This is a genomic window from Mesorhizobium sp. WSM4815, assembly GCF_055811575.1.
Genome location: NZ_JBVVQS010000099.1, coordinates 368,615 through 394,025 on the forward strand (window position 1 = coordinate 368,615; position 25,411 = coordinate 394,025).

General features: G+C 62.8%; 26 protein-coding genes. 10 read left to right on the forward strand and 16 right to left on the reverse strand.

Going from position 1 to position 25,411, the window contains the following annotated elements; genetic code table 11:
* Nucleotides 1–295 precede the first annotated feature (295 nt).
* The 4 genes from AC0L2B_RS25080 to AC0L2B_RS25095 all read left to right on the forward strand — a co-directional run bounded on the left by AC0L2B_RS25080 (nt 296) and on the right by AC0L2B_RS25095 (nt 4,283).
* On the forward strand, nt 296–1,012 hold the full coding sequence (locus tag AC0L2B_RS25080; protein ID WP_473513354.1) for a pentapeptide repeat-containing protein: 717 nt from the start codon (nt 296–298) through the stop codon (nt 1,010–1,012).
* Nucleotides 1,013–1,669: 657 nt separating this feature from the next.
* Nucleotides 1,670–2,782, forward strand: a complete 1,113-nt coding sequence (locus tag AC0L2B_RS25085) for an alpha/beta hydrolase (RefSeq protein ID WP_473747200.1) — start codon at nt 1,670–1,672, stop codon at nt 2,780–2,782.
* A 63-nt stretch (nt 2,783–2,845) separates the two neighbouring features.
* Entirely contained in the window at nt 2,846–3,256 is a 411-nt protein-coding gene (locus AC0L2B_RS25090) for a cyclophilin-like fold protein (RefSeq protein WP_473747202.1), read from the forward strand.
* A 133-nt stretch (nt 3,257–3,389) separates the two neighbouring features.
* Nucleotides 3,390–4,283 carry a LysR family transcriptional regulator gene (locus AC0L2B_RS25095; RefSeq protein ID WP_128248059.1) on the forward strand — a complete coding sequence of 298 codons (894 nt, stop codon included), beginning with the start codon at nt 3,390–3,392 and terminating at the stop codon, nt 4,281–4,283.
* Between the two features lie 82 nt (nt 4,284–4,365).
* On the opposite strand, the gene AC0L2B_RS25100 is transcribed toward AC0L2B_RS25095, so the two are convergent.
* Nucleotides 4,366–5,346: a Tim44 domain-containing protein gene (locus tag AC0L2B_RS25100; RefSeq protein WP_473747203.1), complete on the reverse strand. Its 981-nt coding sequence runs from the start codon at nt 5,344–5,346 to the stop codon at nt 4,366–4,368.
* Nucleotides 5,347–5,535: 189 nt separating this feature from the next.
* Here AC0L2B_RS25100 and AC0L2B_RS25105 point away from each other — a divergent pair, with 189 nt between their 5' ends.
* The 5 genes from AC0L2B_RS25105 to AC0L2B_RS25125 are packed head-to-tail and all read left to right on the forward strand — an operon-like array spanning nt 5,536 to nt 7,950.
* Nucleotides 5,536–6,429, forward strand: a complete 894-nt coding sequence (locus AC0L2B_RS25105) for an alpha/beta fold hydrolase (RefSeq protein WP_473747205.1) — start codon at nt 5,536–5,538, stop codon at nt 6,427–6,429.
* A gap of 4 nt (nt 6,430–6,433) precedes the next feature.
* Entirely contained in the window at nt 6,434–6,832 is a 399-nt protein-coding gene (locus AC0L2B_RS25110) for a hypothetical protein (RefSeq protein ID WP_353817245.1), read from the forward strand.
* Nucleotides 6,833–7,651, forward strand: a complete 819-nt coding sequence (locus tag AC0L2B_RS25115; RefSeq protein ID WP_473747206.1) for a DUF1186 domain-containing protein — start codon at nt 6,833–6,835, stop codon at nt 7,649–7,651.
* Nucleotides 7,638–7,820, forward strand: a complete 183-nt coding sequence (locus AC0L2B_RS25120) for a hypothetical protein (RefSeq protein ID WP_473747250.1) — start codon at nt 7,638–7,640, stop codon at nt 7,818–7,820. The genes AC0L2B_RS25115 and AC0L2B_RS25120 overlap by 14 nt, the downstream gene beginning before the upstream one ends.
* Nucleotides 7,744–7,950, forward strand: coding sequence for an SEC-C metal-binding domain-containing protein (locus AC0L2B_RS25125; protein WP_473747247.1), 207 nt, complete (start codon nt 7,744–7,746; stop codon nt 7,948–7,950). Before AC0L2B_RS25120 ends, AC0L2B_RS25125 begins: the two co-directional genes overlap by 77 nt.
* Before the next feature lie 36 nt (nt 7,951–7,986).
* Here AC0L2B_RS25125 and recQ read toward each other — a convergent pair whose 3' ends face one another.
* The 9 genes from recQ to uxaC form a co-directional block, all read right to left on the reverse strand.
* Nucleotides 7,987–9,831 (reverse strand): DNA helicase RecQ, encoded by a 1,845-nt coding sequence (recQ, locus tag AC0L2B_RS25130; RefSeq protein ID WP_473747207.1) that lies wholly within the window; start codon nt 9,829–9,831, stop codon nt 7,987–7,989.
* A 428-nt stretch (nt 9,832–10,259) separates the two neighbouring features.
* Nucleotides 10,260–10,598, reverse strand: a complete 339-nt coding sequence (locus tag AC0L2B_RS25135) for a cupin domain-containing protein (protein WP_473747208.1) — start codon at nt 10,596–10,598, stop codon at nt 10,260–10,262.
* 22 nt (nt 10,599–10,620) lie between these two features.
* Nucleotides 10,621–11,388 (reverse strand): 2-dehydro-3-deoxy-D-gluconate 5-dehydrogenase KduD, encoded by a 768-nt coding sequence (kduD, locus tag AC0L2B_RS25140; protein ID WP_287072167.1) that lies wholly within the window; start codon nt 11,386–11,388, stop codon nt 10,621–10,623.
* Nucleotides 11,385–12,242, reverse strand: coding sequence for a 5-dehydro-4-deoxy-D-glucuronate isomerase (gene kduI / locus AC0L2B_RS25145; protein ID WP_473747209.1), 858 nt, complete (start codon nt 12,240–12,242; stop codon nt 11,385–11,387). The genes kduD and kduI overlap by 4 nt, the downstream gene beginning before the upstream one ends.
* A 27-nt stretch (nt 12,243–12,269) precedes the next feature.
* Entirely contained in the window at nt 12,270–13,046 is a 777-nt protein-coding gene (locus AC0L2B_RS25150; protein WP_473747210.1) for a FadR/GntR family transcriptional regulator, read from the reverse strand.
* Nucleotides 13,047–13,055: 9 nt separating this feature from the next.
* Nucleotides 13,056–14,336, reverse strand: coding sequence for a TRAP transporter large permease (locus AC0L2B_RS25155; protein WP_292597357.1), 1,281 nt, complete (start codon nt 14,334–14,336; stop codon nt 13,056–13,058).
* 4 nt (nt 14,337–14,340) lie between these two features.
* The gene (locus AC0L2B_RS25160; protein WP_091600171.1) at nt 14,341–14,868 is read right to left on the reverse strand and encodes a TRAP transporter small permease; all 528 of its coding nucleotides are present in this window, start codon (nt 14,866–14,868) and stop codon (nt 14,341–14,343) included.
* A gap of 103 nt (nt 14,869–14,971) precedes the next feature.
* The gene (locus AC0L2B_RS25165; RefSeq protein ID WP_473747211.1) at nt 14,972–15,949 is read right to left on the reverse strand and encodes a TRAP transporter substrate-binding protein; all 978 of its coding nucleotides are present in this window, start codon (nt 15,947–15,949) and stop codon (nt 14,972–14,974) included.
* A 36-nt stretch (nt 15,950–15,985) separates the two neighbouring features.
* A complete protein-coding gene (uxaC, locus tag AC0L2B_RS25170) occupies nt 15,986–17,395 on the reverse strand; it encodes a glucuronate isomerase (RefSeq protein ID WP_473747212.1) in 1,410 nt (469 codons plus the stop codon).
* A gap of 176 nt (nt 17,396–17,571) precedes the next feature.
* Here uxaC and AC0L2B_RS25175 point away from each other — a divergent pair, with 176 nt between their 5' ends.
* Nucleotides 17,572–19,056, forward strand: a complete 1,485-nt coding sequence (locus AC0L2B_RS25175; protein WP_473747213.1) for a mannitol dehydrogenase family protein — start codon at nt 17,572–17,574, stop codon at nt 19,054–19,056.
* 238 nt (nt 19,057–19,294) lie between these two features.
* On the opposite strand, the gene AC0L2B_RS25180 is transcribed toward AC0L2B_RS25175, so the two are convergent.
* The 6 genes from AC0L2B_RS25180 to AC0L2B_RS25205 all read right to left on the reverse strand — a co-directional run bounded on the left by AC0L2B_RS25180 (nt 19,295) and on the right by AC0L2B_RS25205 (nt 25,125).
* Nucleotides 19,295–19,702 (reverse strand): F0F1 ATP synthase subunit epsilon, encoded by a 408-nt coding sequence (locus AC0L2B_RS25180; RefSeq protein ID WP_027154563.1) that lies wholly within the window; start codon nt 19,700–19,702, stop codon nt 19,295–19,297.
* Nucleotides 19,703–19,817: 115 nt separating this feature from the next.
* Nucleotides 19,818–21,401 carry a F0F1 ATP synthase subunit beta gene (gene atpD, locus AC0L2B_RS25185; RefSeq protein ID WP_027154564.1) on the reverse strand — a complete coding sequence of 528 codons (1,584 nt, stop codon included), beginning with the start codon at nt 21,399–21,401 and terminating at the stop codon, nt 19,818–19,820.
* A gap of 73 nt (nt 21,402–21,474) precedes the next feature.
* Nucleotides 21,475–22,359: a F0F1 ATP synthase subunit gamma gene (locus AC0L2B_RS25190; protein WP_473607408.1), complete on the reverse strand. Its 885-nt coding sequence runs from the start codon at nt 22,357–22,359 to the stop codon at nt 21,475–21,477.
* 34 nt (nt 22,360–22,393) lie between these two features.
* Entirely contained in the window at nt 22,394–23,923 is a 1,530-nt protein-coding gene (gene atpA, locus AC0L2B_RS25195; protein ID WP_023800086.1) for a F0F1 ATP synthase subunit alpha, read from the reverse strand.
* A complete protein-coding gene (locus tag AC0L2B_RS25200) occupies nt 23,923–24,483 on the reverse strand; it encodes a F0F1 ATP synthase subunit delta (RefSeq protein WP_023800087.1) in 561 nt (186 codons plus the stop codon). The genes atpA and AC0L2B_RS25200 overlap by 1 nt, the downstream gene beginning before the upstream one ends.
* Nucleotides 24,484–24,729: 246 nt before the next feature.
* Nucleotides 24,730–25,125, reverse strand: a complete 396-nt coding sequence (locus AC0L2B_RS25205; RefSeq protein ID WP_473747214.1) for an AGROH133_08824 family phage infection protein — start codon at nt 25,123–25,125, stop codon at nt 24,730–24,732.
* Between the last annotated feature and the right edge of the window lie 286 nt (nt 25,126–25,411).

Genomic DNA, 25,411 nt, shown 5'->3' on the forward strand with positions numbered 1-25,411 from the left:
GGTAGCGACAGCGGAATCAGGATACGCGACTAGCACCCCGTGCCGGGTCAACCTCGCCGTCGGGAAGTACCGATCGGTGCGGACCCAAGCGGATTCACGCTTGTCGGCGGCGGACGCCGGCGGTGGCGGTCAGCACCCGAGCAGGGTTCCCATTGTTGACGTCCGCTGCGCATCTGCGGCGACCGTCGCCAGGTTCTCTGCTCCCGGGTTGACGGTGGTGTAGACGAGGAGCACTCTCGAGTGTCAGCAGATGTGGTCAGGTTGAGTGTCGGCGAGTAGCAGAGGTCCAGCAACCATGACTTTGAGGCGAACCAGAGCTTACGCCGCATCCGGCTTGGTTCTGGCGATTTGCACTGTGTTTGCTTGGCAGAACGCCACTGCTGCTCACAATTGCCACGCAGCCGCGACGCCTGGCGTCAATTGGCACGAGTGTGACAAGAAGCTTCTCATCCTGGAAGGACAGGACCTGAGCGGGGCGAACCTGTTCGGTGTTGATTTCACTTCGACCGACCTCAGGAACAGCAATCTCCTTGCGGCAAATCTTGAGAAGGCAACGCTTGTGCGTGCTTCCCTGGCCGACTCGACCGCCAAAGGCGCCCGGTTCGACAGAATCGAGGCCTACAGGACCGACTTCAGCCGTATGGACGCGCAGGGCGCTGTGTTTGCGAGCGCGGAAATGCAGCGCTCGAATTTCCAGGACGCCAATCTGACCAACGTTGATTTCACAAAGGCAGAATTGGGGCGTGCGCAGTTCCATGGCGCCGATCTCAGCGGCAGCCGCTTCTCGTTTGCCAATCTCGCACGCGCGGACTTCCGAGGAGCGACGTTCACCGCGTCGATAGACTTTGACCACGCCTTTTTCTTTCTGACCCATATCGAGGGCGTCGACCTTTCCAATTCGGCGGGTCTGTCCCAGTGGCAGCTCAACATGGCTTGCGGAGACGCCCGGACCGAGTTGCCTTCTGGCTTGACGAGGCCTGAAGATTGGCCCTGTCAATTCGAGCAGGAATAGTTGTCGGCAAGCGAACTGCGGCAATGCTGCACCCGACAGGATTCGAACCTTTCGGCAAGCCGCCTAACCCGAATGCCCCGCCGTTCCCGAGCGGTTGGTTTTGCGTCTCGACATGCATGAACTCGTGCTTTCCGCACCGTTCGCAGAGGTGGCTAGTCCACCTCCTGCTCAGAAGGAAGGATCATAGCATGAGTGACGAACTGATCCGACTTCCGGATGCAATGGAGCCCGTCACGCCCCGGCATTATACACCATAGGTGCGAGCATCCCGGCTGCGCCAAGAATGCGGGATGGGGCTTTGCCAATGTCCTCTGTCCCAGGTCGAAGTATCCAAGATCATAGGGCATGAGGCTCAAGGGCCAAATGCCATCGTCGAACCCGTTGACGCCGAACCTTTGATCGGCGGGCACGGTGACGATCTTCTTCCTGTGCATGCAGATGCGGCCGGAGGCGGACGAATCTGTTCACCTTCGGGACGAGCCTGCGCTATTCGATTGATGAATCATCCTCATAACGACATGCGGATTTTGCCGTCTAATCGATCGCCGGCGTCGTCGCTATTCTATTTCACACATTCGCAACACTGTCGCGCATGCCGAGGAAATGAGCATGGCCCGGCAGGCCTGCGACAGTTCAGGACGATCAAAGGAGACAGGCATGAACAAGCAGATCGGAATCGAGAGCACGGCGCAGTCCAGTGTCGACTTTGGCCGGCGTGATCTCCTGAAGCTGACCGGCGCCGGCGTTGCCGCGCTCGGTGCGGCGTCGCTGTTCAAAATCCCCTTCGCAAAGGCTCAAGACATGTCAAACGGCGCCAACAACTTCTACACCAGTGATCGGGTGACGCTGGAAAAGATCGCCTTCAAGAGCCAATACGAGATGAACGTTGCGGGCAATCTGTTCATTCCCAACAAGCTCGACCGCAATGCGCGCCATCCGGCGCTCGTCGTCGGGCATCCGATGGGTGCGGTGAAGGAGCAGAGCGCGAATCTTTATGCCACCAAGATGGCCGAACAGGGCTTCGTCGCCATGTCCATAGACCTGCCGTTCTGGGGCGAAAGCGAGGGCGAGGCCCGCCAGATCGTTTCGCCGGATGTCTACGCCGAAGCGTTTAGCGCCGCGGTCGATTTCCTGGGCACACGGCCATTCGTCGACAGAAACCGCATCGGTGCGATCGGCGTCTGCGGCAGCGGCAGCTTCGTCATCAGCGCCGCCAAGATCGACCCGCGGATGCGCGCCGTCGCAACCGTCAGCATGTACGATATGGGGGCCGCCAACCGCAACGCGCTTAACCATTCACTGAGCGTCGAGCAGCGCAAGCAGGCCATTGCTGCAGCTGCCGAGCGGCGCTGGGCAGAGTTTGAAGGCGGCGAGGTCGAATATACCAGCGGCACGGTGCATGAGCTGACCGCCGACACCCATCCGATCCAGCGGGAGTTCTATGACTTCTACCGCACGCCGCGGGGTGAATTCACGCCCGCAAGCGCAAACCCGCAGATCACCACGCATCCGACGCTGACCAGCAATGTCAAGTTCATGAATTTCTACCCGTTCAACGACATCGAGACGATCTCGCCGCGCCCGATGCTGTTCATCGCCGGCGATCAGGCTCACTCGCGCGAGTTCAGCGAGGATGCCTACAAGCGAGCGGCCGAGCCGAAGGAGCTTGTGTGGGTTGCCGGCGCCGGGCACGTCGATCTCTACGATCGCGTCGACCTGATCCCGTTCGACAAGCTGACCAGCTTCTTCAATCAGCATCTCTCTGCGTGAACGGCGCGATGGAGCCTGTACCAGACGGTACAGGCTCCATCAGCATAGATCGGGAGACACGGCATGCTGAAACTATTGCTGAACGCCGCTGTTATCGCACTCGGAACGGCTGGATCTGCCATGGCTCAAGAACGCATTCGCATTTCTTCGGATTGGGGCGAGGTCACAGCCGATCTCGCCGATAACGAGGCCGCAAGATCTCTGGCGCAGATGCTGCCGCTCACGATCGAGATGTCCGATCATCTGCGCCAGGAAAAGACCGGCAATCTGCCTTCCGCCTTGCCCGAGCTGGCGCGGCAGCGCGAGTTCTCTGTCGGCACGCTTGGGTTGTGGAGTTCCGATCATTTCGTGATCTACTATCGGAGCGGTCGCCTCCCGGCGCCTGGCATCATCAGGCTCGGGCAGGTCACTGGCGATGTCTCGATCTTTGACCGTCCCGGTCCGGTCACCATCCGCGTTGAACGCGCCGACTGAAACCTGCGCAATCCGCTCGTAGTTCGTCGCCGGGGGCGAGCGGCGGATTGAATAGCTGCCGCTCATGAAGTCTCTGTGTTCGCCTTCGATTTATCCGGTATAATCGAGTTCTGGCTATTACAACGATTCATGAGTGTCGCGGCAGAATGTCAATGATCTGCTCGCGTTCCTGGCTGTTGCTCGGGAGCGTAGTTTTACGCGCGCCGCAGCCCGGTTCGGCATATCGCAATCGGCGCTAAGCCACACCATCCGCCAGCTCGAAGCGCGCCTTGGCGTTCGCCTGCTCACCCGCACGACGCGCGCGGTGGCTCCCACGGAGGCGGGTGAGAGGCTTTTGCAGCGGATTGGGCCGCACTTTGACCAGATCGAAATCGAGGTCGATGCCCTGAACGAACTGAGAGAAAAGCCCGCCGGAACCATCCGGCTGTCAGCGCCCGACTATGCAATCAGCAGCATCCTTTGGCCCAAGCTGAAACGCTTTCTGCCGAAATATCCCGACATCAAGGTCGAACTCCTGCTCGACAACGGCCTCACCGACATCGTGACGGAGCGCTTCGACGCCGGGATCCGCATGGGCGAACAGCTTGCGAAAGACATGATCTCGGCTCGCATCGGACCGGATTTCCGCTTCGCGGTCGTCGGCGAAGAATCCTACTTTGCCGAGCATCCCGCGCCGGAGAAGCCGCAGGACCTCGTGCAGCACAATTGCATCAACTACCGTTTTCCAACGTCCGGGGCTCTTTATGTGTGGGAGTTCGAGGAGAACGGCCGCGAGATCAAAATTCGCGTCGATGGGCAGCTCGTCTTCAACAACATCTTTCATGTCCTGGACGCCGCGCTGGCCGGCCGCGGCCTCGGCTATGTTCCGGAAGAAATGGCCCTTCCCCACATCGCCAAAGGTCGGCTGGCGCGGGTCCTGGAAGGATGGTCGCCCTATTGGGATGGCTACCATCTCTATTATCCGAGCCGCCGGCAATCCTCGCCTGCTTTCGTTGCCCTGGTCGATGCGCTGCGCCATCGCGAGTGACTATCGATGCCGCGGGCTTCGACGTTCCTGCCACTGAAGCCATCGCCAGAGGACGTGAACCGCCGAGGCTGCAGCGTATCGGTCAGGGCTGCTGTATTGCCGCCAGCTTCCAGTCGCCGCCGTTCTGGCGCGTGAAGGTCCACAGTTCGGTTGTTTCCGTCGGCCGATCGGCTTCGCCGGCGACGATCTTGCCGGTGGCGCGATCACGCATCACGTCAAGAGACTCGTAGCGCAGGGCAGCCGTCGCGTAGTCACGATCATCTTCCCGCCAGCTCTCCGCAATATCGGCCTCCAGCAGGCTGACGTTCGACACCTCGTTCCTGATGCCGTTTTTGGCATTGTCGGCAAGTTCTTCGGACAGGTACGACACCATCTCGGGGGTCGCCAGCCGGCGCAAGCCAGCATGGTCTTCACGCCCGAACGCTTCCTGAACTTCGGTCAACCGCTGCTGGAATGTATCGAGATCGGCCGGCGTCATCGTAATTTGATCGTTGGCTGGAGCCGTCCGGCCAAAGCCAGGCCCGATGCCTGGAATGGGGAAAGATGTGACGTTGTCCGCCTCGCGCTGGGCTGCCGCGTTTCGCCCAAAATTGCCCATGCCCTGGGGAACGCCGGCCATGGCAGGCGCCTGGTTGCGTGCCGATTGCGACCGGAAAAAGCGGATGATCAGCATGATCGCGCCGCCGATCAGCAGTCCTTGCAGCAGCAGGCCCAACATGCCAGCCAAGCCGCCGAACCCCTGGCCCAAAAGAAGTCCGATCAGACCGCCGAGCAGCAGGCCGCGCATCATCGAACCGCCGAGGCCGCTGAAGATCCCTGGTCGTTGGGCTGCCGGTGTCTGGCGCGCCGCATTGTTCGTTGCGGTGTTGGGCGTCATCGAGCGCTCGACCGGCGCGGCCGGCTGTGGCGCTGTCCTGGTCGGCGGAACCGACTGGAACGTGCGCGTGCCGCGGCTGCCGAAGCTGCCGCCACGCCGCGCCTCGGCGTAATCGGCCGTGACCATGGAAAAAGCCAGGAACAGTCCTGCAAACAAAACGGCAAACCGGCTCGAACGCGAAATCATCTTGGCAAATCCTCAAGCGACACTCTGGCGCTATATGGGATGCGCCGATCGAAATATCAGTGGCCGCAGTTTCCGTACCTGGCAATTGAGGAGAATTCCAGGGCCGCCACAAATTCAGGCAAAGCAGCCGACCGTGATCCTTCTGCCACCTTGTGCGTTGTCGCCTGAGGCACACCGAGGAGAAAAACGGTGTTTGCAGGTTTCAGGGCCACCAGCTTGCAACTGGACGACACGACCATTTTCGCAAGGGTCGGCGGAACCGGTCCGCCGCTGCTGCTGCTTCATGGTTTTCCAGAAACGCATCTGATGTGGAGGGATATTGCCGCGGCCCTGGCGCCCCGCTTCACAGTCGTCGCCGCCGATCTTCGCGGCTATGGGCAAAGTGGCTGCCCGGTCTCCTCGGCCGATCATAGCCCATACGCCAAACGCGCCATGGCCGCAGACATGGTTCAAGTCATGCAGCAGTTGGGTTTTGAGCGGTTCATGGTTGCCGGACACGACCGCGGTGGGCGGGTCGCCTATCGCCTGGCACTCGATCACCCCGATGAGGTATCCAGGGTCGCGGTCCTCGACGTCATCCCGACCGCCGCCGCGTGGGACAGGGCGGATGCCAGACTGGCTCTCGGCTTCTGGCCCTGGAGCCTTCTTGCGCAACCGGAACCGCTGCCGGAGCGGCTGATCGGCGCGGCGCCCGATGCCATCGTCGACAATGCGATTGTGCAGTGGGGATCGCCGGCAGAAATGTTCTCTGCAACGATCAGGGAGGCTTATGTCAAGGCGCTTCGCGATCCCGTTCATATTCATGCGATTTGCGAAGAGTATCGGGCCGCTGCCACGATCGATCGTGAGCATGACGCGCTGGACCAGCTAAACGGTCGTCGCATCAAATGTCCGCTCCTGGCACTGTGGAGTAGCCAAGGCGGCCTCGAGACCTGGTATGCGGAGCAAGGCGGCCCGCTGGCTATCTGGAGGAAATGGGCCGACAGAGTTGAAGGAGGTCCCGTTCCGGGCGGGCACTTCTTTCCAGAAGAGCACCCTCACCAGACTGCAGCGACTCTCTCGAAATTCTTCGAGGATGAATAGGGGAATGACGCCCAGGGCAGAGTGTTGTAGAGGTTCACATGCCTCATTCGCCCGTCCGGCATCAAATCTGCTTGATAAAATGAAAGCCATCTCTACAGCCACGGCCCTGACATGCAGTCTCGTGTTTGTCGGAGGTTGCGCTTCGCCCTTCCATGCATCCTTTGATGCAGCGAAATACGACAGGATGAGTTGCGTCGAACTCAACGTGGCCATGGGCGAAGTCGCCAAGGAGCTGTCGGCGACAGCGATCACCCGGGGCAAAGTCGCGAAAACCAACATTCCGAACTGGCTATGGGGAGCCCGGCGTGTCGCCACTACCGTCACTGCCCGCCAGAACGCGAAAATCGAGCAATTGCAGCAGCAGGAGGCTGCGATCGCAGCTGTGAGACGAAGCAGGTGCTGATTGCGGCGCCTGCTGCCGAAGGCCGAGCATTGTCGAAGCGATCCCGCGAGTCTGAGACCTTCTGCACAGGTATTTGCCGTTCGTGCGGCGGATGAACTGTTGAAAGGCAACCGGTCTGTCGTAGATTTGCCAAGCACGAACGACAGCGAGGATGCCCTGAAGAAGGAAGAGCTGGAAACCGTCCTTGGCCGTGGCGGGCCCGGCTTCGATCTGGGTCCGATTGAAGATCAACTGCATGACCTGGCACGCAAAGGGCAATTTCCGGACGTCGCCATCGCCCACTGCATCGCAAGGATTGAAGAATCCGCTCCCGCGCTGCGGGCGGTCATCGCAAGAGCGGCCGAAGGAGAGGATCTGTCGCGGGATGATGAGATGCGGCTCCTGCGAGGCATTTACATCCTGGGCGGCGCTCGCGACACTAGAACGTTCGGGCCCTTGTTGCGCCTGCTGCGCCGTCCGGGACGCGAGCTCGATGACCTGCTCGGCGACGTGGTGACCGAGAGCATGGCGCGTATCGTCGCCGGCGTATTTGATGGCGACGCCGACGCTTTGTTCAGCTTGATCAGCGACCGCTCTGTCGATGAATACGTCCGCGATGCAGTTTTGGGCGCAGCGACCTTCCTGACCTGGGAAGGCCGCATCGAGCGTGACCGAATGCGAGATTTTCTCGAGCGATTCCACACCGAGAGGCTGGCCGGTGACGACGATTTCGCCTGGATCGCCTGGCTGGAGGCAATCGCCCGGCTTGGCTTGCGCGAATCTGGCGCCGCTGGTTCACAGCGCGTGGGACGACGGCCGCGTCCCAATGGGCATGCTTGAACTCAGTGATTTCGAAGACGATCTCCGGGCAGCCGAGCAAAGCCCGAACGACCTCGATCGATTCGAGCGGACCGGTCTCGGCTATATCGACGATGTGCTTGAAGCGTTGGAATGGACCAGCCACCTTGAGTATTTTGGCAAGGAAGATTTTGCACTCGCCCTTCCCTGAAAAAACCTGGCTCGACGAGTTGCCGAGCCTGACAGCGCCGGTCACAAATCCTTTGCGCCATGTCGGACGAAATGACCCATGTCCCTGTGGAAGCGGCAAGAAAGCGAAGAAATGCTGTCTCGCAAATTGACCTGCTGCAGCACCGCGAACTTGATCCTTGGCTGTCTCAGGCCGATCCACGGGATTGGTGCGCAGCGATTGCGCCGAGGAAGATCTCGCCGAATTCCCTGAGTTTTGCGGCACCGACGCCGTTAACTGCTGCGAAGGCGTCGAGGTCGCGCGGGCAGCGTTCGGCCATATCGATCAGCGTGCGATCGGAGAAGATGACGAAGGCCGGCACCTGGCGCTCCCGGGCGAGACGCAGCCGAACCGCCTTGAGCGTGGCCAAAAGCGCGGTATCCAAGTCTTCAGTGCCCGCGGCAGCATTCGGGGTGGGACGAGTCTTGTCTTGTGCCGCGCGGTTCCGCACCTCTACGCGATACCGGAACGGGACCTCGCCACGGGCCAGCTCGCGGCCCTTTTCCGCGATGGCAAGGCCGCCATGGCCGCCTGAGTCCAACGTCAGAAACCCTCCCGCGACGAGCTGGCGGATGAGCGACTGCCAGACATCCTTCTTGCGCGCCACGCCGGTCCCGAAGCTGGCAAGCCTGTGGTGGTTCCTGGCCAGGACTTTCTCGGTTTCATGGCCGAGCAGAACATCGACGACATGGACGGCGCCAAAGCGCTCGCCGGTCTGCGCAATGGCCGCGAAGACGATCCGCGCCTCCGCTTCGCCATCCGCGTGCGGCGTCTGGTCGAGGCAGTTGTCGCAATTGCCGCAAGGCATTGCTGGTTCGCCGAAGTAGCCAAGCAGGATCTGGCGACGGCACTGGGCCGTTTCGCAATAGCCGATCAGCGTATCGAGCCGGCCATGCGCGCGCCTTTTATGTTCCGCCGGCGCGTCCTCGTCGTCGATGAAAAGCCGCCGCATGCGAATGTCGCCGAGACCGAAGAGCATATGTGCCTCGGCAGCCCGCCCGTCGCGGCCGGCGCGGCCGATTTCCTGATAATAGGCTTCGAGGCTGCCCGGCAGGTCGGTGTGGAAGACATAGGCGACGTCAGGCTTGTCGATCCCCATGCCGAAGGCGATGGTCGCCACCATCACCACGCCCGACAGGGTCATGAAAGCGTTTTGATTTGCTTCACGCGCCTCCTTGCTCATGCCGGCATGATAGGCCAGGGCGCGCACGCCGTTCTTCTCGAGGAACGCCGCCATCTCTTCCGTCTTCTTGCGCGACAGGCAATAGACGATCCCGCTGCGGTCGGCATGACGCTGCACGAAGCCCAGCAATTGGCGCTTGCTGTCCTGCTTGGCCTCGACGCCAAGCTTGATGTTCGGCCGGTCGAAACCCAGCACCAGGGTTTCGACGCGCCCGGCGAACAGTTGTGCGGCGATATCGGTGCGCGTCGCCTCGTCCGCTGTCGCCGTCAGCGCAATGATCGGCACATCAGGGAAAATTTCGCGCAGCCGCGACAGCTCTTCATATTCGCGCCGGAACGACGGCCCCCATTGGGAGATGCAATGCGCCTCGTCGACAGCGATCAGCCGGATGTCGAGCCTGGCCAGCGCCTCGAGCATCCGCGCGGTCATCAGCCGCTCCGGTGCAAGATAGAGCAGGCGCGTCTGGCCCGCCGCGACGCGGCGCCATGCGGCGACATTGGCATCGCGGTCGAGCGAGGAATTGATCGTATCGGCCGCCACGCCGGCAAGACGCAATGCGGCGACCTGGTCCTGCATCAGCGCCACCAGCGGCGAAACGACAATGGTGAGGCCGCCCAGGACCAGCGCCGGGACCTGGTAGCAGAGCGATTTGCCGGCGCCGGTCGGCATGACGGCCAGCACATGACGCCCGGCCAGCAGCGCCTCAGTCACGGCGTCCTGGCCGGGACGAAAATCGTCGAAGCCGAACACGTCCTTCAGGACGCGCCGCTTGGGATCCTCCGCCGGGACGCTCGCCGCCGCTGCCTGCATCAGGGAATTTCTATGATCGGCGCTGCCCGAAAAGGCATTGGGGGAACGGCCCGAGTCAGCGGCGACGTGACCTGCCAAAGCTCCCAGGCGAATCGTCGGGTGACCGCTTGGACAGCCGATTCGGACATTCGAACGCTCCTCAAGTCCTGTCTCCGTCGGCTCCGTCTGAAAAGTTATCTCCCTCATTGGCGGATATGCGAGCGTGATTCCAGCCTCTATTCACTTTGGCTGTGAATATCGCGCAACGGCTCGGGCCAATTAATCCTATCTTCACCATGATTCGGCAGGTTCAGGTCCTGCGGTGATGTTTTGAGTACCGCGGCGCCACAAGCGCCCAGGCAACACGCCCGCGTCTCTCCGGAGGCGCGGGCTTTTTGCTTCCGAAACAGGCTGCCGCCGCGCAGTGACCTGCGGGCGTTGTCGTACTTTCAGTCGAGGAAATCGGCGCGGTGCGGAGTAAAACTGTCGACGAGGCGGCCGGCCTCGAGCGCCTTGACGCCGTGGATCAAATTGGAAGGGACAATGAAGCTGCTTCCCGTTTCCAGGATCTCGGTCGTGCCGTCGATGGTGACCTCGAAGCGGCCTTCGGCGACATAACTCGCCTGGACATGCGGGTGCGAATGCAGCGCACCGACACCGCCCTTGTCGAACCCGAACTCGACCATCATCAATTCGTCCGTGTGCAGCAGCACACGCCTGCGATTGCCATCCGGGGTCGGCGTCCACGCGCCCTCGCCGGCATGCGTAAAGATCTTCGTTCCGATCATCGCCACATCCTCGTCATGCTCCTCATCGCGCCAGCCAGCCGCCGTCCACCGGCACCACCGCGCCATGCATGTAGTTTGACGCCGGCGCCAGCAGGAAGACGGCAGCGTCGCCGATGTCTTCCGGTCCGCCCCAGCGCCCGGCTGGAATGCGCGCCAGAATGGCCGTGCTGCGGTCCGGGTCGGCACGTAGCGCCTCGGTGTTGTTGGTTTCGATGTAGCCGGGCGCAATGCTGTTGACGTTGATACCTTTCGACGCCCATTCGCAGGCGAGCAACCGGGTGATGCCGAGCACGCCATGTTTCGAGGCGGTGTAGGAGGCGACGCGGATGCCGCCCTGGAAGCTCAGCACCGAGGCGATGTTGACGATCTTGCCGCGCCGTTCGGGATCGGCAAGCACGCGCCGGGCGAAGCTCTGGCTGAGAAAAAACACCGTCTTCAGGTTGACGTCCATGACATCCTCCCAATCGGCTTGCCCCAGATCGACGGCGTCGGCGCGCCGGATGATCCCGGCATTGTTGACCAGTCCGTCGAGCGGCCCGGTTTCGTCCCAGACGCGATCGAGCATCGCCTGGGCGGCGGCGTGGTCGGCAAGATCGCAGCGCACCGCCTCGAAGCCGCCGCCCGCAGCAGCGATCTTTTCCGCGGTCTCATCCATTGCAGAGCGGCCGACGCCGACCACCGCACCACCGGCGCGCGCGATCGACAGGGCGATGCCTTGGCCAATGCCGGTGTTGGCGCCGGTGACGAGAATGCGCTTGCCGGCCAGGCTGAAAGCCGAGAGGTCGCTCATCGCAGCTCTTCCATCGTTACCGGGTCGACATCCGTATAGTCGACATTGTCGCCGGCCATCGCCCAGATGAAGGCGTAGTTGGAGGTGCCGGCGCCCGAATGGATCGACCAGCCCGGCGACAGCACCGCTTCCTCGTTGCGCATGACGAGATGGCGCGTCTCGTCCGGCTCGCCCATGAAATGGAACACCCGCGCCGTCTCCGGCAGGTCGAAATAGAGATAAGCCTCCATGCGGCGGTCATGCACATGGCACGGCATGGTGTTCCAGACCGAGCCTGGGGCGAGCTGGGTCATGCCGACGACGAGTTGGCAGGTTTTGACGCCCTCGGCATGGATGAACTGGAAGATCGAGCGCTCGTTGCAGGTCGCCTGACTGCCGAGATCGAGGCGCTTGGCATCGCCGATGCGGATCAGCTGGCTGCGATGGCTCTGATGCGCCGGCGCGCTGAGCAGATAGAACTTGGCCGGCTCGGCTGGATTGACTGAGGCGAATGACACCTCATTGGCGCCCATGCCGAGATACAGCATGTCGCGTGGCTGCAGCTCGTAGGACTGGCCGCCGGCTTTCACGATGCCGGCGTCGCCGATGTTGACGGCGATCAGTTCGCGGCGATCGAGAAAGTTCTTTGTTCCGGTCGGCTTGATCGCCTGGAGCGGAAGCGGTGTCCCGGCAGGCATGGCGCCGCCAACGATCATGCGGTCGTAATGCGTATAGGCCAGGCCGATGCGGCCGGGCTGGAACAGGCCTTCGATCAGAAAATTGTGGCGGAGCTCGTCCGTCCCCATTGCCGCGGCGGTGACAGGGTCGATGGCGAAGCGCGAGGTGAAGTCGGTGTGGTTTTCAGTGTGATTCATTGCTGTCCCATTGGGCTGCCTCATTGGTCATTCGGTTGCCGCGGCCTTGACCGAATCGGCATAAAAGGTCTGACGTGCATGCAGGCGCTCGCGATAGCGCTGCTGGCTGGCGCTGAGATGCGCGCGCATCGCTTCGCGCGCCAACTCGGCATCGCCTGATGTAATGGCGTTCAGGATCACCAGATGCTCGTCTTGCAGGCCGCGCTGATAGGCGTCGGATTGGGCGAGTTCTGTCGACCACGGCGATGTCACGTCGCAAGGAATGGCGCGCCGGCCGAGCACGTCGAGCATCTCGACATAGAACGGATTGTTGGTGGCGCTGGCGATCGCCCGGTGGAAGGCGAGGTCGGCCGGACCTGTCGGCTCGCTGTTCAACAGCAGCCGCTCGAACTCGAAGAACGCCTCCTGGATCGCCGCTTCCTGCGCGGCATTGCGACGGATAGCGGCCAGCCCGGCGGATTCGATCTCTATCGCCAGGCGCACCTCCAGCACGTTGAGCGCGATCGAATCCTTGCTGCCGATGTCCGCAGCCAGCGTGCCGAACATCGTCGAAATGTGCTCGGTGACGAAGACCCCGGCGCCTTGGCGCGGCTCGACCAGACCGTCGGCGGCAAGCTTGGCCAGCGCTTCGCGGATGACGGTGCGGCTGACCCCGAAGGTTTCGGTCAGCCGACCCTCGGTCGGCAGCTTTTGGCCTGGCTGGATCTCGCCCGCCTGCAACTGCTTGCGGATCGCCGCGACCACGGTCTCCGACAGCTTGGGCTTGCGTTCGACCTTCAGGTTGATTGCCATATCCGATGCCATTGCCAGCCCCTATTTGAAGACGCTCGGCAACCATAGCGAGATGGCCGGAATGTAAGTGACGAGCCCCAGCACCACGAGGCCGGCCCCATAGAACGGCCAGATCGAGCGCATCGCTTCCCAGACGGATATCTTGCCCACCGCGCACGCCACGAACTGCACTGCGCCGACCGGCGGGGTGTTCAGCCCGATGCCGAAGTTGAGGATCATGATGACGCCGAAATGCACCGGATCGACGCCGTAGGCCTGCGCCACGGGCAGGAAGATCGGCGTGCAGATGATGATCGTCGGCCCCATGTCCATGAAGGTGCCGAGAAACAACATCAGGAGGTTGAGCAGGAGCAGCACGACCAGCGGATCCTCCGAGATCGCGTTCATCGAGGCTATCAGCGCTGCCGGCACTTTCAGGAAGGCCATCAACCACGAGAACGCCGCTGCCATGCCGATGATGAGCAGCACCATGGCCGTGGTGCGCACGGCGCCATGGGTGGCATGAACGAAACCTTCCCAGGTCATCTGCCGGTAGACCAGGACAGTCACGAGCAACGCATAGATGACGGCGATGCAGGAACTCTCGGTGGCCGTGAAAACACCCGATCGCACGCCGCCGAAGATGATCGCAATCAGCAGCAGGCCTGGCACCGCGACCGCGAAGAGATGCGCGACCGCGGCGAAGCCGGGAAACGGCTCGGTCGGATAGCCGCGCGAGCGCGCCACGAAATAGGCGGTGATCATCAGCGCCAGGGCCAACAGCAGGCCCGGGATGATGCCGGCGGTGAACAGGTCGGCGATGGAGATCTTTCCGCCTGCCGAGATCGAGTAGATGATCATGTTGTGCGACGGCGGCAGCAGCAGCGCGATCAGCGCCGCCATCGATGTGACGTTGACGGCGTAATCCGCTCCATAGCCACGCGCCTTCATCTGCGGGATCATCAAGCCGCCGACCGCCGCTGCCTCCGCCACCGCGGAGCCCGAAATGCCGCCGAACAGTGTAGCGGTGGCGATGTTGACCTGCCCGAGGCCGCCGCGCATGTGGCCAACGAGCGAGCCGGCGAAGGCAACGATCTTGCTGGCGATGCCGCCGCGCACCATCAGGTCGCCGGCGTAGATGAAAAACGGAATGGCCAGCAGCGAAAAGACGCTCATCCCGGAATTCAGGCGCTGGAACACGATGAGCGGCGGCAGGCCGATATAGAGAACGGTGGCAAAGCTTGCGACGCCGAGGCAGAAAGCGATCGGCGTGCCGATGAGCATCAGGACGGTGAAGACGCCAAAAAGTATCCAGAGTTCCATGGCGTCAGACCTTCACGTTGGCTGTGTCGAGTTCGGCTGCGACTTCCGCCGGCGGCAGCTCATCGAGCGCATCGTCGATCGGCGCACCGGAGAGGCGAAGCACGATGCGCTCCAGCGTGAACAGCACGATGAGCGCGCCTCCCGCGACAAGCGGGACGTAGTCCCAGCCCCCCGATATGCCGAGCGACGGCAAGGTGGCGCCCCAGGTCAGCGCGACCAGCTGGCTGCCATACCAGATCATGCCGATGCCGAAGGCGAGCGCGACGAGATCCGAGATCATCCTCAGCCAACGCTTTCCGCCTTTCGGCAGCACGTAGAGCAGGACGTCGAAACCGAGGTGATAGTTCTCGCGCACCCCGACGGCAGCGCCGAGGAAAATGAACCAGCTCATCAGCATCACCGAGCCCTGCTCGGTCCAGCTCGGCGAGCGGTTCAGAACATAGCGGCCGAACACCTGCCAGGCGACGAAGGCGGTCATCAGCACCAGCCCGATGCCGGCGATCCACAGCGCCGCCGTGCTGACGCGCGACATCACGCGCGCGATGCCGGACAGGGACGGTCTCTGTTCTGAGCTGGAGGTCACTGGTTCTCTCCGCAAGAGGGTGGCGGCGCGGAATGCCCACGCCGCCGCTTGATCACTGAACGGCCCTAATGGCTTCGACCATCGCCTTCAGCTTGTCGTCCTTGACGTGCTTTTCGTAGACCGGTCCCATCGCGTCGATGAAGGCCTGCTTGTCCGGCGTCGTGATCTGCGAACCGGCCGCCTCGACCTTGGCACGCGATTCCTTGACCTTGGCGGCCCACAGCTCACGCTGCTTGGCGACGCTTTCCTTGGCGGCCGCCTTGAAGATCGCCTGGTCTTCCGGCGTCAGCTTGTCCCAGCTCGACTTTGCCATAACAAAGGCTTCCGGCACCATCGTGTGCTCGTCGAGCGAATAGTGCTTGGCGACTTCCGCATGCTTGGCGGTGTCGTAGCTCGGAAAATTGTTCTCCGCGCCGTCGATGACCCCGGTTTCGATCGCCGAATACACCTCGCCATACGGCATCGGTGTCGCGTTGGCGCCGAGTGCGGCCACCATGTCGACGAAGATGTCGGACTGGATGACGCGGAATTTCAAGCCGGCCATATCGGCTACAGTGTTGATCGGCTTCTTCGAATTGTAGAAGGAGCGCGCGCCGCCGTCATAAAAGGCGAGCAGCACCAGCCCGACCTGTTCGAACGCCGCCGCGATCTGGTCGCCGACCGGTCCGTCCATGACCTTGTGCATATGGTCTTCCGAGCGGAAGATGTAGGGCAGCGAGGGCACGGTGGTTTCGGGGATGAGTCCGTTGAACGGCGCCATCGAGACGCGGTTGAGGTCGATCACGCCGGAGCGCACCTGCTCGATCGTGTCCTTTTCCTCACCGAGCTGCGCGGAATGATAGACATCGACCGAATAGCGGCCGGCCGTGCGCTCCTTCACCAGCTCGCCAAAATATTTGACAGCCTCGACCGTCGGATAGCCGTCCGGGTGCGTGTCGGACGAGCGCAGGACCGTCTGGGCGCTTGCCGTTCCGGCCATCAGTGCGGCGGCCAGTAGCGTAGCTCCCGCCAGTCTAGAAAAATGCAGCATTGGTTCCTCCCGTTTGAACGATGGCGGCAAGCGCCGTTAGAGCCGGTACGCCTTTTTCGCGAGCGTATGGGCAAGTTCCTGCGCCAGCTCGTGCGCCTCGTCCTCGCGGAGCCGGTGCTCGGCGACGAGACGCGCAAGAAAGGCGCAATCGACCCGACGCGCCACATCGTGGCGAGCCGGGATGGATGGAAAGGCGCGGGTGTCGTCGTTGAAGCCGACGGTGTTGTAGAAGCCGGCTGTCTCGGTGGTCATCTCGCGGAACCGGCGCATGCCCTCCGGGCTGTCGTGGAACCACCAGGCGGGCCCGAGCTTCAGCGCCGGATAGACGCCGGCGAGCGGCGCCAGTTCGCGCGCATAGCTGGTCTCATCGAGCGTGAAGAGGATGACGGTGACGTCGCGCTCCAGCCCGACGCAATCGAGCAGCGGCTTCAGCGCCGTCACATAGTCGGTTCTGGTCGGGATATCGAAACCCTTGTCCCTGCCGAACTTGTGGAAGGCGGCAGGCGAATGATTGCGCCAGGAGCCGGGATGGATCTGCAGGACGAGCCCATCGTCGCGGCTCATCTTGGCCATCTCGGTCAGCATCTGGGCGCGAAACAGTTTTCGCTCACGCTCGTCGTCCGAGCCCCGGCGGATGCGGTTGAACAGTTCATGCGCGGCAGCATCCGACAGATTGGCGGTCTCCGCCGTCGGATGGCCGTGATCCGACGCGGTTGCGCCAAAACTTTTGAAGAAGGCTCTTCTCTGGCGATGCGCATCGAGATAGCCGGCCCAGCTGCCGGTATCGCAGCCGGTGATGTCGCCGAGTCGATCGAGATTGGCAGAAAAGCCTTCGAAATCGGGATCGACGACGGCGTCCGGCCGGTAGGCGGTGACGACGCGGCCCTCCCAGCCGCTGTCGCGGATCATCTGGTGCCATCTGAGATCGTCGAGCGCGCCTTCGGTCGTCGCGATGACCTCGATATTGAAGCGCTCGAACAGGGCTCGCGGGCGAAAATTCTCCCACTGCAGCAAGGTCGAGATCGTGTCGTAGTGGGCGTCGGCGGTTGCGGCCGTCAGCGGCTCTTCGATGCCGAACAGGTGGGCAAGCACATGGTCGAGCCACAGCCGCGTCGGCGTGCCGCGGAACAGATGATAGTGCTCGGCGAAGCGCCGCCAGATCGTCCTGCCGTCGGTCTCCACCGGCGAGCCGTCGAGCGTTGGCACGCCGAGATCCTCGAGCCGGACGCCTTGGCTGAACAGCATGCGGAAGATGTAATGGTCCGGCACAACAAGCAATTGCGCTGGATCGGAAAACGCCTCGTTGAGCGCATACCAGCGCGGATCCGTGTGACCGTGCGGGCTGACGATCGGCAGATCCTTGACAGCTGCGTAAAGATCGCGGGCGAGCGACAGCGGACGCGCCTCCGACGGAAACAGCAGATCCGGATCGGTCAATGCGGCCACGTCGTTCCTCCCATCCCGGCCATCGGTAGGGTCGGAAAGAAATAATGTCAACATACAAAAAATAGATTGTTGTATGATGACTTTAACGCAACGTCAGCCCATTGTGCGGGAACGAAACGGATGTTACGCCGCATGCCTGCCACGCCCGGCACGAGCTCGATCAGACCCATCGCACGATGACAGACAGACCCCTTTCCAACAGCACGCGGCAGGCATTGCCGGCCTCGGTCGCGGTCCCCGGATACGACCGCAACCGTGTCGTACCCGGCATCGTCCATCTCGGCGTCGGCGCATTCCACCGCGCCCATCAGGCAGCCTATGTCGACGATTGCCTGGCGGCAGGAGAGACGGATTGGGGCATTGTCGGCGTCTCGCTGCGCAGCGCCGACACACGCGACGCGCTGGCGCCGCAGGACGGGCTCTACACGCTGGCGGTCAGGAGCAGCGACAGCGAAAGCCTGCGCGTCGTCGGCTCGATCCTGTCGATGCTGGTGGCCCCGGAGGATCCGGGCGCGGTGCTGGCCGCGCTGACCGATCCGCGCACCGCCATCGTCACACTGACGATCACCGAAAAAGCCTATCTCAGGGCGGCGGGTGGCGGACTGGACACAGCCCAAGCCGACATCGTCCACGATTTGGCCAACCCGCAAATGCCGCGAACGGCGCATGGTTTTCTGGCCGAATCGCTTGCGCGCCGCCGCGCCGCCGGTATCCAGCCATTCACAGTGCTGTGCTGCGACAATCTCCCGGCCAACGGCGCCACGCTGCGCCGGCTGCTGGTCGAATTCGCCGCTTTGCGCGGTACCGATCTCGCCCGCCACATCGCCGATGAAGTGGCGTTTCCGTCGAGCATGGTGGATCGCATCGTGCCGGCGACCACCGATGCCGACCGGGCACGGATATCGGGCCAGCTCGGCGTCGTCGACGCCTGGCCTGTCATGACCGAGCCGTTCTGCCAATGGGTGGTCGAAGACGATTTCCCGGCGGGCAGGCCGGCCTGGGAAAGGTTCGGCGTCACCATGGTCGGTGACGTCGGGCCGTTTGAGGACATGAAACTGCGCCTGCTCAACGGCTCGCATTCGGCGATCGCCTATCTTGGCCTGCTCAGCGGCTATGAGACGGTCGACCGCGCCTTCGCCGATCCGGCGATCCGGCAATTCGTCGACGGATTGTGGGCCGAGGCGATCACGACACTGCCGAAGGACGCCGGGCTCGACACGACCGACTACACGGCCCAGCTTGCCAGGCGCTATTCGAACACCGCGCTCGCCCATCGGACGGCGCAGATCGCCAATGATGGCAGCCAGAAACTGCCCCAGCGCATCATTGCCTCGGCCATGGAGCGGATGAGTGACGGTGCCCCGCCCGCCTATCTGATGCTGGTGGTCGCCGCCTGGATCGCGGCTTGCGAGGCGCGCGGCAAAGCCTTGCCGGAAAACCACTTCACCGACCCGCTCGACCTGGCTTTGGCCGCACTCGACACTCGGCATCTGTCGGCTGGCGAAGCGGTGGTGGCGGTGTTCGACCTGGCCGGCTTCGCCAAGGGCGCTGCCGAGCGCCTGACGCTGATCGACCTCGCGGCCGCCCATCTCGAACGCCTGCGCCAGGGCGGCGTGGCTGCTGCTTTCACAGCGCTGGGGATAGTCAGTAAAAAGCCATGAGGCCGGCCTGCAACGCGCCATGCGCGCGGTAGATCGCGAACGGGCTGGGCAACGCACTTCCCTTCTCCCCTTGTGGGAGAAGGTGGCCGCGCGAAGCGCGGTCGGATGAGGGGTGTTCCCGAGAACGCCGACGCCTCATTTCTTCCAATACCCCTCAACCGTCTTGGCGCTGCGCGCCAATCCACCTTCTCCCACAAGGGGAGAAGGGAAGTGGCGCCCGGCCGAGGATTCGTGGCCTCTATGCCGGCAAAATCGCGCCTTCGAGTGTGGTGAGCTGGCTAAGGAACTGCTCGGCCTTGCTGCGCGTCTCGTCGTCCTTGGCGTCGGCGACGTCTTCCCTGGCTTCCTGGATACGGCGGGCGAGGTCGGCGCGGTCGATGTCGCCGACGGCTACAGCCGATTCGGCCAGCAGCGTGCAGCCGGCCGGAACAATGTCGGCAAAGCCGCCGAACACGACGTAGCGCTCTGCCTTGCCTTCCGCGGTCTTTACCGTGACGACGCCGGGCTTGATCGTGGTCATGACCGGCGCGTGATGGGCCATGACGGTCATTTCACCTTCGGCGCCCGGAATGACGACGGATTCGACCTGCTCGGAAACCAGCAGCCGCTCCGGCGAGACCAGTTCGAATTTGAAAGCTTCAGGCATGATCAACTCAGCGAATGGTGAATGGTGAATGGTGAACGATCCGAAAGACCTTCACTCAGCCCCGATTTCCTGTCCGCTGCTCCCCATTCACAATTCACTATTGACCATTCACCAATCACGCCGCTTCGGCCGCCAGGCGCTGTGCCTTCTCGACCGCTTCTTCGATGCCGCCGACCATGTAGAAGGCGGCTTCCGGCAGGTGGTCGTAGTCGCCGTTGCAGAGGCCCTTGAAGCCCTTGATGGTGTCGGCGAGATCGACCAGCTTGCCCGGCGCGCCGGTGAACACTTCGGCAACGAAGAAGGGCTGCGACAGGAAGCGCTCGATCTTGCGGGCGCGGGCCACCGTCTGCTTGTCTTCTTCCGACAGCTCGTCCATGCCCAGGATGGCGATGATGTCCTGCAGCGACTTGTAGCGCTGCAGGATCGACTGCACCTGGCGGGCGACCTGGTAGTGCTCTTCGCCGACGACCATCGGGTCGAGCATGCGCGAGGTCGAATCGAGCGGATCGACGGCCGGATAGATGCCCTTTTCCGAGATCGCGCGGTTGAGCACGGTCGTCGCGTCAAGGTGGGCGAACGAGGTCGCGGGCGCCGGATCGGTCAGATCGTCGGCCGGCACGTAGATCGCCTGCACCGAGGTGATCGAGCCCTTGGTCGTCGTCGTGATGCGCTCCTGCAGCGCGCCCATGTCGGTGGCCAGTGTCGGCTGATAGCCCACGGCCGAAGGAATTCGGCCGAGCAGCGCCGACACTTCGGAGCCAGCCTGCGTGAAGCGGAAGATGTTGTCGACGAAGAACAGCACGTCCTGGCCCTGGTCGCGGAAATATTCGGCAACAGTCAGGCCGGTCAGGCCGACGCGGGCGCGCGCGCCCGGCGGCTCGTTCATCTGGCCATAGACGAGCGCCGCCTTGGATCCTTCGCCGCCGCCCTTCTTGTTGACGCCGGACTCGATGAACTCATGATAGAGATCGTTGCCTTCGCGGGTGCGCTCACCGACGCCGGCGAACACCGAGAAGCCGCCATGCGCCTTGGCGACGTTGTTGATCAATTCCTGGATCAGCACCGTCTTGCCGACGCCGGCGCCGCCGAACAGGCCGATCTTGCCGCCGCGGGCATAGGGTGCCAGCAGGTCGAGAACCTTGATGCCGGTGACCAGGATTTGTGCTTCCGTCGACTGCTCGACATAGGTCGGCGCCGGCTGGTGGATGGAGCGCATCTCGATGCCGTCGACCGGGCCTGCCTCGTCGACCGGCTCGCCGATGACGTTGATGATGCGGCCGAGCATGCCCGGACCGACCGGCACGGTGATCGGCGCGCCGGTGTCATAGACGTCCTGGCCGCGAACCAGACCTTCGGTCGAGTCCATGGCGATGCAGCGCACCGTGTTCTCGCCGAGATGCTGAGCCACCTCGAGCACGAGACGATTGCCGACATTGGACGTTTCCAGGGCGTTTAGGATCGCCGGCAGATGTTCGCCGAACTGAACGTCGACAACAGCGCCGATGACCTGGCGAACCTTGCCGGCCAAGCCGGTCTTGTTGATGGCAACGGTCGGCGCCTTCGCCGCGGCAGCCTTGGCGGGCGCTGCCGCCTTCTTGGCCGGAGCCGCCTTCGCTGCGGCTGCCGGAGCCTTTGCCGGTGCTGCCGCCGTCGCGGCGGTCTTCGGGGCCGCCTTCTGGGGGGTCGCTGCTTTCGCCATCGTCTTTACCCTTTTCGTCTCTTTGTTTCTCACGCGATCCGCCTGAAGGTCGCTGACCTTCATGCGAGCGCGCCTAGAGCGCCTCGGCGCCCGAAATGATTTCGATCAATTCCTTGGTGATCTGCGCCTGCCGCTGGCGGTTGTAGGTGATCGACAATTTGTTGATCATGTCGCCTGCGTTGCGCGTCGCATTGTCCATGGCGCTCATCTTGGCGCCCATCTCGCCGGCGGCGTTTTCGAGCAGAGCGCGAAAAACCTGGACGGAAATGTTGCGCGGAATGAGATCGGAGAGGATTTCGCCCGGCTCCGGCTCGTATTCATAGACGGCACTGCCGCCGTCCGTCGCCTCGGCGGCAGCGGTAGGCACGCCTGCCGGGATGATCTGCTGGGTCGTCGGGATCTGGCTGATCACCGATTTGAACTGCGAATAAAACAGCGTGCAGATGTCGAAGCCGCCCTCGTTGAAGAGCTGGATGACCTTCTTGGCAATGCCATCGGCATTGACGAAGCCCAGCGTCTTCACCTCGCGCAAGTCGACGCGCTCGAGGATCAGCGCCGCATAGTCGCGACGCAGGATGTCGAACCCCTTCTTGCCGACGCAGATGATCTTGACCTGTTTCCCGTCGGCCAAAAGCTTGCGAATGTGGTCGCGGGCAAGGCGTGCGATCTGCGAATTGAAGCCGCCGCACAGACCACGCTCGGCGGTGCAGACGACGAGCAGATGCACGTCGTCCTTGCCGGTGCCGGTCATCAGCGCCGGGGCCTCGCCGCCGCCGCCGATCGCCTGGGTGATGTTGGCCAGCACCGCGCCCATGCGCTCCGAATAGGGGCGCGCTGCCTCCGCCGCCTCCTGCGCGCGGCGCAGCTTCGCCGCGGCGACCATCTGCATCGCCTTGGTGATCTTCTGCGTCGCCTTGACCGAGGCGATACGGTTACGAAGGTCTTTTAGTGAAGGCATGCTTCAAACCTGATCCCGTCCGTCCGGCCGTCGTTCAAGCAAAGGTCTTGGCGAAGGTGTCGATCTCCGCCTTCAGCTTGGCGCGCAGATCGTCCGACAGCGCCTTCTCCTTGCGGATGCCGTCGAGCACCTCCTTGCCGGCCGAGCGCATGTGGCTGAGCAAGCCATGCTCGAATTTGCTGACCTGGTCGATCGCCAACTTGTCGAGATAGCCGTTGACGCCGGCGAAGATCACCGCGACCTGTTCTTCGACCCTGAGCGGCGAGAACTGCGGCTGCTTCAGGAGTTCGGTCAGGCGTGCACCGCGGTTGAGCAGGCGCTGCGTCGCGGCGTCGAGGTCGGAGCCGAACTGGGCGAAGGCCGCCATTTCGCGGTACTGCGCGAGCTCGCCCTTGATCGAGCCGGCGACCTGCTTCATCGCCTTGATCTGCGCCGAGGAGCCGACGCGCGACACCGACAGGCCGACATTGACCGCCGGGCGGACGCCCTGGAAGAACAGATTGGTTTCCAGGAAGATCTGGCCGTCGGTGATCGAGATGACGTTGGTCGGGATATAGGCCGACACGTCGTTGGCCTGGGTCTCGATGATCGGCAGAGCCGTCAGCGAACCGCCGCCATTGTCGTCATTGAGCTTGGCGGCACGCTCCAGAAGGCGCGAATGCAGGTAGAAGACGTCGCCCGGATAGGCTTCGCGGCCAGGCGGGCGGCGCAGCAGCAGCGACATCTGGCGATAGGCGACGGCCTGCTTGGACAGATCGTCGTAACTGATCAGCGCGTGCATGCCGTTGTCGCGGAAATATTCGCCCATCGTGCAGGCGGTGAACGGCGCCAGGAACTGCATCGGCGCCGGATCGGAAGCGGTGGCGGCGATGATGATCGAATAATCGAGCGCGCCGCGCTCTTCGAGAACTTTCACGAACTGCGCAACGGTCGAGCGCTTCTGGCCGACGGCGACGTAGACGCAGTAGAGCTTTTCCTTCTCCGGGCCGTGCTCGTGCACCGATTTCTGGTTGAGCATCGTGTCGAGGATGATCGCGGTCTTGCCGGTCTGGCGATCGCCGATGACCAGCTCGCGCTGGCCGCGGCCGACCGGGATCAGCGCATCGATGGCCTTGAGGCCGGTCGACATCGGCTCGTTCACCGATTTGCGCGGAATGATGCCGGGCGCCTTGACGTCGACGCGCTTGCGCTCGGTCGCCTGGATCGGGCCCTTGCCGTCGATCGGGTTGCCGAGCGCATCGACGACGCGGCCGAGCAGGCCCATGCCGACCGGCGTGTCGACGATGGCGCCGGTGCGCTTGACGATGTCGCCTTCCTTGATGTCTCGGTCGGCGCCGAAGATGACGACGCCGACATTGTCGGCTTCGAGATTGAGTGCCATGCCGCGGATGCCGCCGGGGAACTCGACCATCTCGCCGGCCTGGACATTGTCGAGGCCATAGACGCGGGCGATGCCGTCACCGACGGACAAAACCTGGCCGACTTCGGAGACCTCGGCCTCCTTGCCGAAATTCTTGATCTGGTCTTTCAGAATTGCGGAAATTTCCGCGGCGCGGATGTCCATCAGCCGACCTCTTTCAGTGCAAGCTTGAGCGAATTGAGTTTGGTTTTGAGCGACGTATCGATCTGGCGCGAGCCTATCTTGACCACCAGCCCGCCGAGCAGCGACGGATCGACGGTCACGGTGATCGCGACATCCTTGCCGGCAACGCTTTTCAGCGCCGCCTTCAGCTCGGTTTGCTGGGCGTCGGTCAGCGCATGCGCCGAGGTCACTTCAGCGGCGGTCTCGCCACGATGCTCGGCGGCGATCTGGCGGAATGCCTTGATCATGCCGGGGATGGCGAACAGACGGCGGTTCTGGGCAACGACGCGCAGGAAATTGCCGGTAAGGCCGGTGATCCCTGCCTTGTCGGCGATCGCCGCAATGGCCTTGGCCTGGTCCTCGCTGGAGAACACCGGACTATTGATCAGGCGGGTCAGATCAGCACTGCCTTCGAGCATCGCCGCGAAACTGTTGAGGTCGGCCTCGACCTGGCCGACCGAATTCGCCTGGAGCGCGAGCTCGAACAGCGAACCCGCATAGCGCTCTGCGACACCTGAGATTGGCGATGACGATTGGGCCACGGACCGTCTTTTCTCTTGTCTGACAGGCCGCAGATTATTGGCGCGAGCGAAAACTCTGGCTAAATCTTTGACCTTACTGCATTTTTCCAAGCACGAAGACGCGGCTTCCGCTATCCCCGGCCGAAAGTCGATTGCCGTCTAGCACAGGCATTTTAAGACCGCAATGCGTCGCCCCGCATGGTTTTCAGGCACTATTGTCGCATCCGGCGGCGCGGTTCGACCGCCGGTCCCGAATTAGCCTTTGATTCAAGGCACAAAGCCGAAAGCGAAGGCAAGCGGCAGCGCCGCCAGCACCAGTTCGACCACGATGGACGCCCAGTTGAAAGGTGTGTTGGCGCTGTCCGACATCATCGACAGCAGGCGACCGAAGGCGGTGAACAGCCAGGAAAAGCCAAGCGCCATGTAGAGCAGCGGTTGCGCCAGCAGAATGCAGCACAGGCCGACGCCGAGATAGAAGCCTGACATCCTGCCGCGCGCTTCGGCGATCGCCGCCGCCTTTTCGGGCTTGACCTGCAGTCTGAGTATCCGGAAAGCCAGTGCCGGCGCCAGGAACAACATCAGCCCGAACAGCAAGGTCACGACGGCGCTCGACCACGCCAGCCACTCGCCCTGGCTCATCGGCCACGGAAACGCAAATTCCATACTGTCCCCTCGCAAATGGCTGTTTCGAAATTTCGGGGCATTCTAGCGAAGCAAGAGCCATGCGCCAGATGCGCGTCACGAATTACGGGCGCGCATCAGTCCAACGCGAACACGACCGCCGCCTCGGTATGGATGCGCGTCGTACCAAGAGCTTCATGACGGGCTGTTCCTCCTTTATGGAACGCTATGCATTATGATCACATGAGACCACACAGGGAGTGAGGCGCTCGAGGTGTGGTGCTGGAATATATTGCAAGACCCGCCTGCGGCTGACTAGGCTAACTCC